Source organism: Streptomyces sp. NPDC026301, assembly GCF_055567935.1.
Map to the genome: position 1 here is coordinate 369,015 of NZ_JBVHPN010000001.1, position 14,985 is coordinate 383,999.

Annotated in this window: 12 protein-coding genes and 1 pseudogene; 3 read left to right on the forward strand and 10 right to left on the reverse strand. The window is 65.5% G+C overall.

Translation table 11 applies throughout. The features are described from left to right. Window positions 1-61: 61 nt before the first annotated feature. The 5 genes from ACZ4MH_RS01660 to ACZ4MH_RS01680 form a co-directional block, all read right to left on the reverse strand. A complete protein-coding gene (locus ACZ4MH_RS01660; protein ID WP_351587206.1) occupies window positions 62-1,162 on the reverse strand; it encodes an NADH:flavin oxidoreductase/NADH oxidase in 1,101 nt (366 codons plus the stop codon). Between the two features lie 570 nt (window positions 1,163-1,732). Beyond that, window positions 1,733-2,401, reverse strand: coding sequence for a response regulator transcription factor (locus ACZ4MH_RS01665; protein ID WP_351587208.1), 669 nt, complete (start codon window positions 2,399-2,401; stop codon window positions 1,733-1,735). Next, window positions 2,398-2,775 (reverse strand): hypothetical protein, encoded by a 378-nt coding sequence (locus ACZ4MH_RS01670; protein WP_351587210.1) that lies wholly within the window; start codon window positions 2,773-2,775, stop codon window positions 2,398-2,400. The genes ACZ4MH_RS01665 and ACZ4MH_RS01670 overlap by 4 nt, the downstream gene beginning before the upstream one ends. A gap of 82 nt (window positions 2,776-2,857) precedes the next feature. After that, window positions 2,858-3,760, reverse strand: coding sequence for a hypothetical protein (locus ACZ4MH_RS01675; protein WP_351587212.1), 903 nt, complete (start codon window positions 3,758-3,760; stop codon window positions 2,858-2,860). A gap of 764 nt (window positions 3,761-4,524) precedes the next feature. Beyond that, window positions 4,525-6,507 carry a GAF domain-containing sensor histidine kinase gene (locus tag ACZ4MH_RS01680; RefSeq protein ID WP_351587214.1) on the reverse strand — a complete coding sequence of 661 codons (1,983 nt, stop codon included), beginning with the start codon at window positions 6,505-6,507 and terminating at the stop codon, window positions 4,525-4,527. 245 nt (window positions 6,508-6,752) lie between these two features. Between ACZ4MH_RS01680 and ACZ4MH_RS01685 the strand changes: the two genes are divergently transcribed. The 3 genes and pseudogenes from ACZ4MH_RS01685 to ACZ4MH_RS01695 all read left to right on the forward strand — a co-directional run bounded on the left by ACZ4MH_RS01685 (window position 6,753) and on the right by ACZ4MH_RS01695 (window position 9,260). Then, window positions 6,753-7,427, forward strand: coding sequence for a response regulator transcription factor (locus ACZ4MH_RS01685; RefSeq protein ID WP_351587216.1), 675 nt, complete (start codon window positions 6,753-6,755; stop codon window positions 7,425-7,427). Window positions 7,428-7,953: 526 nt separating this feature from the next. Then, on the forward strand, window positions 7,954-8,334 hold the full coding sequence (locus tag ACZ4MH_RS01690; protein WP_351587218.1) for a hypothetical protein: 381 nt from the start codon (window positions 7,954-7,956) through the stop codon (window positions 8,332-8,334). A gap of 190 nt (window positions 8,335-8,524) precedes the next feature. Beyond that, window positions 8,525-9,260: pseudogene (locus ACZ4MH_RS01695) on the forward strand (transposase). A gap of 665 nt (window positions 9,261-9,925) precedes the next feature. On the opposite strand, the gene ACZ4MH_RS01700 reads toward ACZ4MH_RS01695, so the two are convergent. The 5 genes from ACZ4MH_RS01700 to ACZ4MH_RS01720 are packed head-to-tail and all read right to left on the reverse strand — an operon-like array spanning window position 9,926 to window position 14,539. After that, a complete protein-coding gene (locus ACZ4MH_RS01700; RefSeq protein ID WP_351587220.1) occupies window positions 9,926-11,779 on the reverse strand; it encodes an ABC transporter ATP-binding protein in 1,854 nt (617 codons plus the stop codon). Next, complete coding sequence (locus ACZ4MH_RS01705) at window positions 11,766-12,278, reverse strand: lasso peptide biosynthesis B2 protein (RefSeq protein ID WP_351587222.1); 513 nt, start codon at window positions 12,276-12,278, stop codon at window positions 11,766-11,768. Before ACZ4MH_RS01705 ends, ACZ4MH_RS01700 begins: the two co-directional genes overlap by 14 nt. Beyond that, window positions 12,275-12,511, reverse strand: coding sequence for a lasso peptide biosynthesis PqqD family chaperone (locus ACZ4MH_RS01710; protein WP_351587223.1), 237 nt, complete (start codon window positions 12,509-12,511; stop codon window positions 12,275-12,277). Before ACZ4MH_RS01710 ends, ACZ4MH_RS01705 begins: the two co-directional genes overlap by 4 nt. Before the next feature lie 26 nt (window positions 12,512-12,537). Next, window positions 12,538-14,394: an asparagine synthase-related protein gene (locus ACZ4MH_RS01715; RefSeq protein ID WP_351587224.1), complete on the reverse strand. Its 1,857-nt coding sequence runs from the start codon at window positions 14,392-14,394 to the stop codon at window positions 12,538-12,540. Window positions 14,395-14,410: 16 nt separating this feature from the next. Then, the gene (locus ACZ4MH_RS01720) at window positions 14,411-14,539 is read right to left on the reverse strand and encodes a lasso RiPP family leader peptide-containing protein (protein WP_351587226.1); all 129 of its coding nucleotides are present in this window, start codon (window positions 14,537-14,539) and stop codon (window positions 14,411-14,413) included. Window positions 14,540-14,985: the final 446 nt, after the last annotated feature.

Genomic DNA, 14,985 nt, shown 5'->3' on the forward strand with positions numbered 1-14,985 from the left:
GGCCGACGCCCTTCAGGCGCCGACCCCCGCATGCACTGTTGTTTCAGATCACTCAGACCGCTTACGCGCGGTGGTACTGCTGTGCCACGTGCGGAGTGGCACCCAGCTCGCGGGCCGCCTGCTGCGCGAAGTACGGGCTCCGCAGCAGCTCCCGACCGATCAGCACCGCATCGGCCTCGCCATCCACCACAATCTTCTCGGCCTGCTGCGCTTCAGTGATCAGACCAACGGCACCCACCGCCAGCCCGGTCTCCTTCTTCACCTGCGCGGCGAACGGCACCTGGTAATTCGGCACCGCCGTGATCTTCGCGTCCGGCGCGTTGCCACCCGTGGAGGTGTCCAGCAGGTCCACACCGTGCTCCTTGAGCTCGGCCGCGAACCGCACGGTCTCCTCGGCGGTCCACCCCTCCCGCTCATCCTCCGCGTTCTCCGACAGCCAGTCGGTCGCCGAGATCCGGAAGAACAGCGGCAGCTCCTCGGGCCACACCGCACGCACCGCGTCCACGACCTCCAGCGCGAACCGCGTCCGGTTCTCGTACGAGCCGCCGTACTCATCGGTGCGCCGGTTGGTGAACGGCGACAGGAACTCATTGATCAGGTAGCCGTGCGCACCGTGAATCTCGGCGACCTGGAAACCGGCCTCCAGCGCCCGCCGCGCGGTCGCCGCAAACTGCTCCACAATCTCCTTGATCTGCGCTACCGACAGCTCCTCGGGAGCCGTCGACTTCTCATCGAAGGCGAGTGCACTCGGCCCGACCGGCTGCCAGCCATGCCCCTCACCAGGAGCGATCGGCGCACCCCGGTCCACCCACGTGCGCTCCGTCGAAGCCTTACGCCCGGCGTGCGCTATCTGAATACCGACGGTGGCGCCCTGCGCCTTGACGAAGTCGGTGATGCGGCGGAAGGCGGCGGTCTGGGTGTCGTTCCACAGTCCCAGGTCGTACGGGCTGATGCGACCCTCGGGACTGACGGCGGTGGCCTCGGTGATGATCAGGCCCGTGCCGCCGACGGCGCGCGCCGCCAGGTGCTGGAAGTGCCAGTCGTTGGGCACACCCTGCTCGGCACCGTCCGGAGCCGCCGAGTACTGGCACATCGCGGCCATCCACAGGCGGTTCGGAATGGTCAGCGAGCGAAGGGTGATCGGCTCGAACAGTGCGCTCACAGCAGACTCCTGTACGTGAACGGGGCGGGGCTCCGAATGAAGCCGGGCTTATACGATACCCATCGTAGTACGGAGGTTGTCAAACTACGACACTTCTCGTACGAGGGCGCTATGGGTCACCACAGAACCTGGTGAGGCGGGTCACGCCGGTCTGGCGCGGAAGCGTGGCCGCCTGAACTACAGCGAACGCCTGCACCTTCCACTCACGGCCGTTGATGATCGACAGGCTGGATTCCGTCCCGACTGCTGGTTACGCCAGCTTGTCCAGCAATGCCTGGAATGCCTGCTCCTCAGGCCGCAGCAGCGACACCCCCGCCGCTCAGGTGCGTCCCCGCGGTTCCCGGCGCCGCCCCATCGTTCCCCGCCAACCCGTCACGCTAGGTGGGTCGCATCCGGCGCCGAGAGTCTCAACCTGACAGAACCACATCGCTCGCCTTTTCGTCCGTCGGCGCGACCGACTCGGCTACGTCCTCCATACAGATCGGCAGGCCGATTGACCGATAAAGAAGACCATCGGCACTCACAGAGCAAGCTGTACAAGGGAGAGCAGAGCAACGAGACTCGAAGGCGTCACTCGACTCCGGCCCCGGCGCTGCGCAGGAAGGTGAGGACGGCAAGTACGCGCAAGTTGACGTCGGCCCGTTCCGGGGCGTCGGCTTGCGGCAACCTCAGCTTCTGGGACAGCGCCGTGGCCCGCTTCTCGACCGTCTTGGGACGACAGCACAACTTCCGTGCGATGGCAGAGTTCGACAGTCCCTCTGCCATTAGCACCAGAACGTCCCGCTCGCCGTCAGTCAGACACTCCAGCGGATCGACGGTTCTCCGGCGCATCAACATCCGCTGGACGGCGTCCGGATCGATGACGATTTCCCCAGCAGCGACCCTGTTGATGGCCTCGACAAGCCGGTCAGTGTCCTGCACCCGATCCTTGACCAGGTAGCCGACCGCTCTGTTGGAAGCTTCCAATAGCCGCATCGCATAGGACGTCTCAGCATAGTGGGACAGCACCAGCAGACCGACATCGGGACGATCGGCCTTAATCGCCTCCGCGGCCCGAATCCCTTCGTCTCGGTAGCCCGGCGGCATACGGATGTCTAGCAGAACCACATTGGGCGGCTCGGCTGCAACCAGGTTAAGAAGCTCCGTGGGGGTGCCTGCGAGGCCGGCCACGACGAAGCCCCGGCTGATGAGTACCTGAGCAAGTAGCTGGCGCAGCAGGCCGGAGTCGTCGGCGATCATGACGCGCACGGCAGCTCCACGGCCAGCCTGGTCCCCGCATGCCGCGAGCTATCCAGCGTCAACGTGCCGCCCAGCGCGCCGATCCGGTCCTTCAATCCGCGCAGTCCCGTTCCCGCCATGGGGTCAGCTCCGCCGAGGCCGTTGTCCCACAATTCCAGATCCAGCGTTCGCAGGGAGCGAGCCACCCTGACCGCGGCACTCGCGGCTCGGGCGTGCCGGTACACATTCATCAGCCCCTCGGCGAGCGTACGCAGCTCACGGTTGGCCTCGCGCAGTTCGGCCGCCGCCCGGGCGAGCACCCCGGCCGCATCGGACCCGGTGCCCATCCGCGAGGGGGCGGCTGACCTGTCGTGCGCGGCCAGTTCATTGCGCAATGGCGGTGACCGCCCGGCCGTTCGATGGCGGGAGCGAGTCGTTGACCGGACTACCAACGAGCGCGCCAGCCTTCCCCTTCACTCAACGGCTGGCACTGGCAGCGCTCGCCGCTGCGACCATCTCGCGGAACCCTTCCTCGTGTTCCAGTCGATAGCGCTTCACCAAAGCACAGAGATTGACAAGAATGACTGGGTGCTCGCACTGCTCAGCAGCTGAGGTGAACGTTTCTGGCAGCACATGCTGGTATTCATATCCGAACCGGTTGAGAGTGGCGAGCAGAGACAGTTGAACTGCGACGAGTCGATCAAAACGAAAGCGCCCCTCCTCCTGTCGGCGGGCACCATCGAGAAAATTGAAGATCACGCAGTATTCGGCATCATCCGCCGCCAAGCGGTTGCGAAATTCCCTGAGCGAGAGTAGGTGCCCACCTATGTACAAAGTATCCGCCATGTCGGCCAGTCGGTCACGCAGAAAGTGATCAGTAGCCCTGCCGCCATCGTATTCAAGGCCATCGTAGAGATCGACCTTGATCCATACAGCGATGTTCAGCTTCATCGCTTCCATGAACTTCCTGTCTGCTCCTGCCGCAACAACACTGTCCACGAACAGTGCTTGACGCTCAATGAGGCGACAGACAGCAATCAGACACAAGATGCGATACGCAAAGGACCGGATGTAGTAGCCAGACGCGGCGCATGAGCCGTTCATCCGGAGCCACCCATGCCCTTCGTGTCGAAAAAAATTCCACAACCTATTACTCATGGAACCACCTGTTTCAAGCAGTAGCCCCTTATAGAGGGCGATTCGGTTGCGTAGCTCTTTCTGTTGCTCGTAAGCGTATTCGATATCGAGCTTACGCCGATGAAAGCGCTTGTCGAATCCATATTTGAGTGATGGGCCAAGGATGGAAACGACCAGTGCCACCACAGCAGAGATCAGTGCGCTGGCGAGTGGAGTTGGCATGCCTAGCCATGTCTGCGTCATGCGCCTAGACAAGTCCTGTGTTCATGGTCTGTAAAGACCAAGCGCGGGACCTGCTGCGCAGTGCCGGGGTGATCCACTCTCAGGAGCGCTCGAGAACGCGCTGGGCACGGGTAGCGGCCCACCGCCGAACTGGTCGACTTCTACAACCTTTAGTTGCACGCCCATCCGCAACGCGACAGTCCACTATCTCGAAGAGCGCCGCCCCGACGTTGAATACGGCACTATCCACGGACGGGTGCACGAGCACGAAGAGGTCGCCGGTGACGCGGGCATCACCACGGAGGAGCCTCGTGTGTTCCGCCGATCGGGCAGGCCCCAATAGGCTCGGTTGGGGAAGTGGGCTGGCCCGGTGCTTTCCGATCACCGGCTGTCCCGCACCGGTGGTCCGATGTCGAGCGCACGAGGGCCGCTCAAGAGTGCCCGATAGGATCCATGCCGTAGGGACAGGCTGACCACACACCATGGCCCACGCGGCCACGTCCACTTCGCCGCCCCGAAACCAGCCACCTTCCAGGCATATCCCGAGGCCGCCCAGCTCGGCGAAACCCTGCGTCCGGCCTGTACGGCATTGCCTGTCTTTCCTGGATCTCCGCGTTCTTCTGCGGTTTCACGCGGGCACTGGGGCCCCTCTGTTTCCCCCGTGGGGCCCCAGCGCTCGTAGTGTGGGTGGCTTCTGGTCCCGGCGTCAGGTGACCTGTGCCCTCAACTGGTCGGGAAGCTGTCGGGGACGCTCCTTTGGTGTCACTGCGGTGTACCTGCCGTTCCTACCGCGGCAGGTACACCGCCACGCGCGTGCCACCTGCAGGGCCGGGCCCGACCGTGAGGCTCCCGCCGAGTTCGGCCGCACGTTCCCGCATCGACGTCAGGCCCACGCCCGGGGAGTTGTCGACTGCCAAGCCTTTCCCGTCGTCGGTGATTTCCAGCTGCAAGTCGGCGTCGTTGCCCAGCCCGAGTACGATGCGGCAGTGCTCGGCGCCTGCATGGCGAACGACATTCGTCAGGGCCTCTGTCACGATGCGGTATGCCGCCACCTCGATGGCCGCGGACAAGGGTGGCAATTCCTGCGGGGCGCACACCTCCACCTCAATGCGCTTCGCCAAGGGGTGGAAGCTGTGCGAGGCCGTTGTGTACAGCGCGGCATGGGTCTCGATGGCCCTGAGCAGACCGAGTTCGTCCAGGGCGGGAGGGCGCAGGCCATCAACCAGTCGGCGGATCTCGGCGATGGCTTGTCGCACGTCTGCACTCAACCCCTCGAGCAGGCCTACTGCTTGGGGAACGTCGTTCTCCACTGTGATGCGAGCGCCATCGAGCTTGTACGCCACGCCGGCAAGGGTCGGCCCCAAGCCGTCGTGAAGATCGTGGCGCAGTCGGCGGCGCTCTTCCTCGCGCGCGGCCACCAGCCGCTCCCGGGAGCGTTGCAGGTCCGCCGTCAGCCGGGCACTGTGTAGGGCTAGCCCAGCCTGCCGGGTCAGGTCCTGAAGCAGGCGGAGCTCCGCGGCGGAGAATTCTTCGCCAGGTGCTCGAGGCCCGAGAACCATCCGGCCCAGCAGTTCGCCGTGATGGGAGAGGGGGAGCCGCACCGGCTCCGTGCCGAGCGTGCCGTGCTCGGCCGCTGTGTGAAAGCCGTCCTGCTGACGCAGCTCGATGGCGACATAGGGAAGCTTCAGAGTGCGGGCAACTGTCCGAACGATCATCGGCGAGACGGCAGTCGGCGCCAAAGCGGCGGAAAGTCGCACCCCGAGTTCGGAGATGACGGCATACGGTTCACCGCGCTGACCGTACAACAGGCGATCCACGCCCCGTTGCAGTCGAGCGCGTAGAGGAGTGGCGATCACCGCTATCACCGTCGTGGCGGCAAGAAACGCCCCTCGCTCGCTCTGCTTGAACAGTGCACCCAGTAGCGCGACGACAAGAACGTATACACCTCCAATGCAAGCGGTCAGAGCACTGTAGAGGATAGTGCGGTTGATAATACGGTCAATGTCGTAGAGCCGGTATCGCAGGACTGCTACACCGATTGCGATCGAGATGGTCCACAGCACCATATTCGCTACGACGCGAGCCCAGCTGCCCAGTTCCTGGGAGGGCGGAAACGACCACACCGTCACCACTAGGCTGCCTGCATAGGCGAGCCACTTGATTTGGGCGCGCTCCTCTCCGTCGGCCTGACGGTATCTCACCAGCACCGAGGAAACCGCACCGGCCAAGAGGACTGGGAAAGCATAGAAGGTTTTCGATGCCAGATCTCCCCATGCCTCGGGAAGTAACTTATCGCACCACCGTGCGGGCACGAGGGCCGGGCCACTGTAAACTCCCTCGCCCAGCGCGGCAAGCAAGAGCAACACCAGCGTCCATGCTCCGGTGGCCCAGGCCAGTGCCCGCCAGCGGGGGGAGACAAGATGCCCATTGGGGTAGACCAGTAAAGCGGCAAGGAGCAGCGCCACCGGGACTGTCCACATGCAATTCCCCAACCATCCGGCGATGTTCGCACCTGGGAAATCATGCGCATGTCCGTACAGGAAATAGTTCCAAGAAAACTGATCCAGCGCGATCGCGAAACCAGCGCCGATCATCATAATACCGATGCGATTTCCCGGCCGGCGGGCTGTGATGATTGCGCCGATCAAGGTGCTCGGTACGGCGGTACCGATGTACGTCACCCTGCCTAACCGAACCGGCAGATCATCGTGGGGCCGTCCGGGAACGTCGAGGACCAGCGTGGAGACAATGAGCGTTGCGATGAGCAAGCAGCCTGTCCAGACGAGCCAAGCAGGCATCCTGCGAGACATGTGGTGACCTTCATCCAGACGTCCCCACATCCGCATCACAGGCATGTGTCGGCGCACAAGAGCACTGACACGCAAGGATCGTGATGCGGGTAAGTGAAAGATGTGAGCGTGCGTATGGCGCTCAGCCCACTATATTGCCGGGCATGTGATAGACCAAGTACCTGCGGAGACCGCAGAGAGAATCGGGCCAGTCAGGGGGCGGCATGGATCGGGTCAGGCTCCTACTCGCAGATGACCATCCGATGTTCCTCGAAGGGCTGCGATGCCTGCTCGCATCAGCCCCGGATCTTGAGGTGGTCGGCGAAGCAGGAACCGGAGAGCAAGCAGTTAAATATGCGACCTCACTGTCTCCGGATGTCATCATTATGGACTTACACATGCCGGATGGTGATGGGGTAGAAGCAACTCGGCACATCGCAAGTTCCTTACCGCAGGCGAAAGTCCTTGTTCTCACCATGTTCGAAGATGACGAATGGGTATTCACTGCGATGCAAGCCGGGGCGCGAGGATACTTACTCAAGGACGCCGAGCGGGCCGACATACTGCATGCCATCCGGGCTGTGGCAAGCGGCGATGTGCTTTTTGGATCGGGCATTGCTCAACGCGTCATCAGCTACTTCTCGACAGCGGTTGGCAGTGGCCTGATTCATCCGTTCCCAGAACTTACCGGTCGAGAGCGCGAAGTGCTCGACTTGATGGCGGGAGGGCTGAAGAACACCGACATAGCTCAACGGCTTTCACTGCAGCCGAAAACCGTGCGCAATCGAATCTCAAGTATCTTTGCGAAACTGCAGGTGGCAGATCGCGCACAAGCTATCGTCCGGGCCCGCGAGGCCGGCCTCGGACGCGGACACCCTGGCAGTCCGCGATCTTCCTGACCGCCGCCAGGCGTGCGCGCCTGCGGCGACATCGAGTACCCGGCAGGTGGTGCCAACGATATGCCGGGTAGCGGCATCCACGGTGACCCTGCTGAGCGCTCTTCATCCCTACCCAAGCCAGTGCGTTTATCCGACGATGACTACAGAGGAAGTTCGACCATTAGGGGGGATGCGATGGGTCGCGACCGATGGTTCTTGAAACTATCCCTTAGCATGAGGATTTCGGGACACGGGCACAGGTATTTCCCACCTCCCTGTGATCCGGCATCGACCCCGATCGTCTCGGAACGCAAGTTCGCGAGAACGGGGTACCTATTCCGGACGCGGTCGGACCCGCCTGCGGGAAGCTCTGGGCGCTGCACTCGACGGCGACCAAGCACTTGTGGCTCTGTAGGGGTTCGCGAGAGCCACGGTCAAGGGCGTTCTACTGCACGCTTGGTGCGGCACCTCAGACCATTCGCATGCCCCTGCGCAAGCAACTCCCTGGAGTTCCTGGCTTTCCCGCTTGCTGAAGGAAGAGCGGCACATGGACGACAAGATCATAGCGGCGCTCATCGCAGCTGCAGTGTCCACATTCGGGATCTGGCTCTCCTACCGCATGAACCGGGTTCGCCTCCGGAGTGAGCTCGTCAGCCAGAGAGAGCGGCTGGAGCGGGAGATGCAAGCTCATGAAAACCGACTGCGCATGGAATTGCGCACGGAATTCATGGCAGAGGAAGCGATCCAGAATCTTCTCTGTCACCCCAAATGGAAGAAGCGGTCATTTCAACAAATAAAGGCACGTATCGGTGGCTTCGATGACAATCACCTACGGCAGCTTCTCGTGCGATCTGGTGCAGTGCGGTTCGGAGAGCCGGGAGAGCGGGAGGGTTGGGGATTGCGTGAACTGCATACGAATCAGTTGTGAAACAACATCTAACTGAGCGTTTCACCCATGAAAGGTGAGAAGCATTGCGGTTCTTCCCGCTCAGAGATTGAGGCCGGTGGGACGGGTCAGGAGTTCGGCATGCGGTGCGGCAGGAGGGAGTCGCTTCCGGTCCGGCTCGTCCTGTCTGGCCCCCAAACCGGCCAACCTGCGGGCCTTGGCCCGCTGAGCGCTGATCGAGCCCGTCCTGACCGCCTGGTGGGCCAAGCGCCGCCGCCGCAGGCTGGCCATCGGCCGCCGCCCGAACGCGACCTGCGCGCCCTACTGAACGCCGTCCTCTACGTGGAACGCACCGGCATCCCCTGGCGGTACCTGCCTCACGACTCCCCGCCCTGGCAGACGGCCTACGCCTACTTCGCCCACTGGCAACAAGACGGGGTGTTCGAGCAGCTCACCGGCCTGCTGCGACGCCTGGTCCCCGAGACCGACGGCCGCAGCGGCGAACCGTCGGCCTGTCTCCTAGGCTCCCAGAGGCGTCAAGACCTCCGCCAACGTGCCTCGCCGCGACCAGGACACCGATGTAGGCAAGCGCATCATCGGGCGCAAGCGCCGCCTCGGAACAGACATCCTCGGCCTACTGCTGAACGTGCTCGTCACCGCCGCCAGCGTCTCTGACACCGCCGCCGGCACCCATCTGCTGTACCGCATCACCGCCATCAACCACAGCACCCGCCTTGTCATCGACGTCCACCCCACCCAGCGGCCCTCCGGCATCCGCGGATTCACGGTCATCCAACCGCAGATGGACCATCGAGCGCACCTTCGGCCGGCCCATGCACCATCGCCGTCTCGCCCGCGACTACGAGACCCACCCACACCGCTCCGAAGCCGTGACCTACCTCACGATGATCGACCTCATGACCCACCGCCTCACTGGCGCAACCACCCTCAACTGGCGCGACACCTAACCATGGGAGCAAAGCAAACACACCCCCCAGAGCGAAACACGCAGTTAGCCCGTCGCGGTGCGCCTGCTGCGGTGGAACCACGCGAACCGCTGGCATAGCGCCACCAGGTAGAGCTCGGATGGCAAGGGACCGGGCAGACGGACCGCCTGCCATCGCCTGGCGGCAAATGACGCCAGCAGGTCGGGCGTTGCCGGAAACCCGATGGTCAACATCGCTGCGACGACAGGATTTGAACCAGCGCCCCCGTGTTCCCAGCTCCCACCCGATGACCCACATATGTGGGGTCGACTTACGACGAATACGGCAAGCAGCCCGTGTTGACGTACCGTGTACGACTGGCGAACTGCGTCGGCTCCTGGCCGAGATGGGCAATCCCTGGGCAGTCGATCACCGGCCACACTGCGACTCAGCCAAGCCGCTCCACTCCGCCCGCTACCCGGGCAATTACCCGTGAGCCAGCGGCCGCTTCCAAGGCCTCGTGTCCGTGGTCGGCCGCCCAGGCAGTCATGTCGTCGAGATCTCACCGGGCAAGCAGGCCGCAGGCAAAAACCGGGGGCGGTGCCGTTGCGTACGGCCAGGAACGGCGGCCCCGCAGTCCCTGTCTCTCGGTGGGACCGCCCCCGTGCCTGGGGCGCCACCCGTACAAGCAGCCCAGGTCGGATCTCCTAGGCATCGAAGAGCTGTCCCTGGGCCAGCCGGTGGTAGAGGTCGCTGGTACGGAGGAGCTCCTGGTGGGTGCCTATGGCACGGACGTGTCCGGCGTCGAGGACGACGATACGGTCCGCAGAGCTGACCGTGGAGATGCGGTGGGCGATGATGAGCAGGGCCGCGTCGGCGGCTACCTGCTCGATGGTCTCGGCCAGTGCGGCTTCGTTCACGGAGTCCATGTGTGAGGTGGGTTCGTCCAAAAGCAGCAGGGAAGGCCGGGGCAGCAGCGCGCGGGCGATGGCCACGCGCTGGCGTTCACCGCCGGACAGGAGCGCTCCTCGGTCGCCGACCGGGGTATCGAGACCGGCCGGCAGCCTGCGGACCAGCTCGTCCAGGTTGGTCATTTCGATGACGCGAAGTAGTTCGGCGTCGGTGGCCTGCGGGACGCCGTAACTGAGGTTGTCGCGCAAAGTGCCGTGGAGGACAGGGGCGTCCTGTTCGACCAGGCCGATGCGGGCGCGACAGCCGGCTCGGGTGAGGGTGCTGTTGGTGTCCTGCCCGTCCAGGAAGATCGTGCCCCGGTCGGGGTCGTAGAAGCGGGCGATGAGGGCGAAGATGGTCGACTTCCCGGCTCCGGACGGACCGACGAGGGCCGTGCGGGAGTTGTGCGGCACGGTGAGAGAGACGCCCTGCAGGACCGGGCGGTCACGGTACGCGAAGTGAACGTCGTGCAGCTCCAATACGGACCCGCTCGCCCCATCCAACACCTGCGCCCTTACAGCACCGTTGGGGCGGGGAAGGGCATGGCGAACGGCCGGTTCCGGACCGTCCTCGACAGGCAGACGGGCCGTGTCTTCGATGCGTTTGAGCGCGCCACGGCCCCTTTGCATCAGGCTCGCGGCCCCGAAGAGGTCGGTCAACGGTAAGGCGAGATAGGTGAGATACAGGAGGAACGCCACGAGCTGCGAAAGCGAGAGCGTGCCGTGGGCGACCCGCACACCGCCCACGACCAGGACAAGGATGTAGGAGCCGTTGGCGGCGAGTCCGATCGCGGGACTCACCACGGAATCGAGTTTGGCGACGCGCACCCCCGCGCACCAGGCTGCGCGCGCCTGTTCGGTGATGCGCCGGGTTTCGCGGGCCTCGGCGTGGTTGATTTTGACGGTGCGGATGGCGGACATGGCCCGGTCGAGGTCGGCCGCCATGCTGCCGATGCTGTCCTGCGCCTGTTCGGTGGCAGTCCGGACTCCCCTGAGCACCAGTGCGGTGACACCGGCCGCGACGGCAACCACGGCGCAGACGCAAGCGAAGAGGACGGGGTCGAGCCAGAGCATCATGATCGTCGTCCCGGTCACGATGAGCATCCCGGACAGCACGTCCACCGATCCGTAGGCGACCACGTCGCGCAACAAGGTGGTGTCGGCGTTGACGCGGGAGATCAGGTCGGCGACCCGGTGGTTGTCGTACGTCCGCATCCGCAACCGCAGCAGACGAGAAACGAGTCCGGTCCGCAACCCCAGGACGATGCCTTCGCCGGCGCGCTGCAGCAGGTAGTGCGCGACGGCCTCAGTGATTGCCTGCGCCAGGAATACGAGGGCAAGCAGCGCTATGAGCGGGCCGAGGCCGTCGCCGGTGCGGGTGGCGTCGACGGTACGCATCGCCAGCACCGGCTGAGCCAAGGTGAACGCGGAGGCGGCCAGCGCGAGCACCAGGGCGAGAAGGATGACCCTGCCGTGGCCGCGCGCGGTGGCGAGAAGTGTCCGGAGGGGCACAAGATCAACAGCGCTGCGCTGCGTTGCGAGCCCGCTGTCGGCGTTCGGCCCACGTGTGCCCACCTCCTCGTGCGGGTGCCCATTGTCAAGACCGGGCATTGCTCGCCTCCGCGTTCGTCGGCGACGCAGCTCGGTCGGGACGGTGTGCTGCGACGCGCATGATGACGCGGTAGCGATCGGTGCCGGGCGGCTCGTCCACGAGCCGGTCCTGGGCTTCGACCCAAGCGTGTGCGCTGAAGGGATAGGTCCGTGTCCCGGCGCACCACGTGGGCCATACGCCCCGGGCCCGGCACAGCAGAGCGGTGGCGAGTGAACGGGGCACGCACCCCTCCCCCGCGCACACTCGGCTCACTGCCACCACGTCCCGCCTGGCGCGGCCGGCCTGTTGGTATGTGGCGGGAGCGGCACCGTGGCGCAACACCATGAGGACAGCACGCATACGTGCGGGCGACTGCCGTGCCAGTAAGCGTGCCGCACCCACCGCCGCGCGTGCCGCCACCTTGTGGTGAAGCGCCATGGCGCTCCGGTCGTGCTGCGGGGCGGCGGGGCGCACCGTCGTGGCGGGGGCAGCGGACACGAGCCGGTCCGGTTCGCTCATGGCTTCTCCACCTCCACGAGGTGTGCGTCGCGCAGCGAGGCGATCAGCTGCCTCACGTCGGCACCCGCTTGATCGGCCGGGACGCGGTGGTGCGCGGAGAGCAGGCGGACCGCGTCTGCCGTGGTGCCGCCCTCCAGCAGCGTATCGAGGACCGCGGCGCCAGTGCCGTTGAGTTGCCAGTAGTCACCGCGGCGTTCATCGAGCAGCACGACTCCGTCGTCGTTCTTCGTCATGGATACATGCGGGGACAGCCGAGTGGTCATGTCGGCCCTTCTGAGTGTGTTGACGGTCGGTTGGCGGCGGCCTCCACATCGCGCAGCCATGCCTCGCAGGCGATGGTGCGTGCCAAGGCCGCAGGCGGAAGGCCGGGCAGGAAACCACTGGCGCACATGCGGCGCAACAGCGTGGGGTCGATGAGTCCCCGGGCGGCCAGCCGGGAGTCGTGGGTGAGCGTGAGCAGCTCCGCGCGGTGTGTGCGCAGGCCCTTGTACTCCAGCTCGTCCGCGCCGCTGCCGCCCTTGGTCGTACGCCGCAGGATCTCGTGAGGGACGATGCCCCGCATCGCCTCGGTGATGAGCGGTTTGAAACGCCAGGGTGTGGTGCGCTCATACGGCCGTACGGCCAGGCATGCCTCGACCACACGGTCGTCCAGCAGGGGTGCGGTCATCGGCAGGCCGTTGTCCGCCATCAGCCAGGCCAGCAGCCGGGCGTCCCGGCCGCTGCGGCGGATGCCTTCCAGCGTCTCGTGCTCTCCGCGGCGGTCCGCGAGCGGTTCACCGTCGGACTCGGCGGCAAGTGAACGGACCGCATCAGCGGCCCGTGGGGTGGCCCACGGAGGCAGGCGGGACGACAGGCCCCAGGCCAGGTCCTCGGTCGCGCTGGGCTGTGGTTGCGGTTGGGTGAGGCGGGACATCGTGGCGGTGAGCCATTGGGCGTAGTTCTGGCGATCCGCCAGCGCGGTCAGCGCGCTGCGCAGCGGCCAGCGGTAGGCGTATCGGTGGCCTCGCAGATGGTTCCAGGCCAGGCGAGGACGGGTGCGGGCGAGATCGTGCAGATAGTTCGGCGGGCACTCGAATACCTCGTCGCCACCGTGGCCGGTCAGGTGCATCCGCGAGCGCCCCGAGAGACGCCGCGCGACCTCCAGATTGGCGCTGCGGTCCTCCAGCCCCAGGAACGGCTCGTCCATTGCCGTACCGGGTGCGCTGACACCGTCGAACGGCATCGGGGCTTCGTCGTCGGAGACGGAGATCCACTCCACCTCGGGCAGGGCCGCCAGTGCCGTTTTCACCGAGTACGGGTCGTCATCGGTGGGATCGGTAGTGGAGAAGGTGAAGGCGGTGAGGTGGTCCGCCCGGCGTGCCGCCAGGAAGCAGAGGGAGGTGGAGTCCATCCCCCCGGACAGATCGCAGCTCAGCCTCCCGCCACCGCGTGTTGCGGCGGTGACTGCCGCATCGAGGGCTTCGCGTAGCCGCAGGGCTCCCTTCGCGAGGGAGAGGTCGGGGGTGGGCGGCTGCCACCATGGCACTACCGTGCCGGGCCGGGCGCCGCTGATGTGCACGTAGGCGTCCTCCGGCACGGCATCGACGCCGGTCCACAGGGACTGGCCTTGCAGCGGGTACGGGCCGTCGGGGACCAGCAGTCGGGTCGCCAGCTGGCGCTCGTCGATCCCCGTTCCCACCAGACGGGCGAGAACGTCGGCGCGGCTGGCGGCAAGATCGACCTCCCCGGCCCGCGCATGGAAGACGCGCCGGATACCGGTGATCGTTCCTTGGACTCGTAACCCGCTCGCATCAGCCGCCACGAGATGGCAGGACCCCGACAGTCGGGGCAGCAGCCGATCCAGGGCGCGCACGCTGTGCAGGGGCCGGATGGCCTCGGTCAGCTCCGCGCTGGTCACGGAACAGCGGCCGACCAGCGCGACCCGCACGGAGCCAGTGTCGGCGAGGGTGACGGCTTCGTCGTTCCACTGGCCCAGAAGCCAGGGTCGGCCGGAAGCGTAGTCGACTCGCCGGGTGTCGGACATGGTCGGTGATTTGGACACGGCGAGGGTGGCGTCGTGGTCGGGTAGGGCCACGAACCACACCTCGCCGTGCACCGACCCAGAGATATGGGTCATTGCGTTCCTATCGAGCTCAGTGGCTGTCCTTGCGGTAGCCGCCGTGGCAGGAGTCCCTGTGGCAGCAGTGGTACTGGCCTCGTGTCAGCTTGGTGAAGGAACCAACCTTCACCAGCGTCGGGATCTCGTACGTTGAGTTGCGCATCGTGCACCTCCCTCCTTCGATCTCGGCCGGGGGCCGCTGCACCAGGGCCGCAGGGCTTGCGCTTCCCCCCGCGCCGCCGTGTGTGCGGTCCTGGTGGGCGGCCTGTTGTGCGAAGCCACTGTCCATCGCCCAGCTACCCGTCCGCATGAGGCGGAGGTCCCGAGTGACGAGGGACATTGCCCGGAAGAGCGGGGCCCTGAGCGGGTGCTCAAATTCTGGCTACCGCCCGCTTGTTCGGTACCTGCCTGCAAGGGCTGACGTGGCTCCGGGAGAAGTGCCTGCGACGGTCAGGACCCTTGCCCCATGTGCCCGCCGACCAGGCGCACCAGTCTGGGATTACGGCGGGGCGCCGAGCTGCCCGATGAGATGGCCTCGGCGCCCGGCCGCCAATGGCAGAAGCCGGCACCGGTTCACAAACTGGCGCCGTGCCTCAGCAGCGAGCGCCC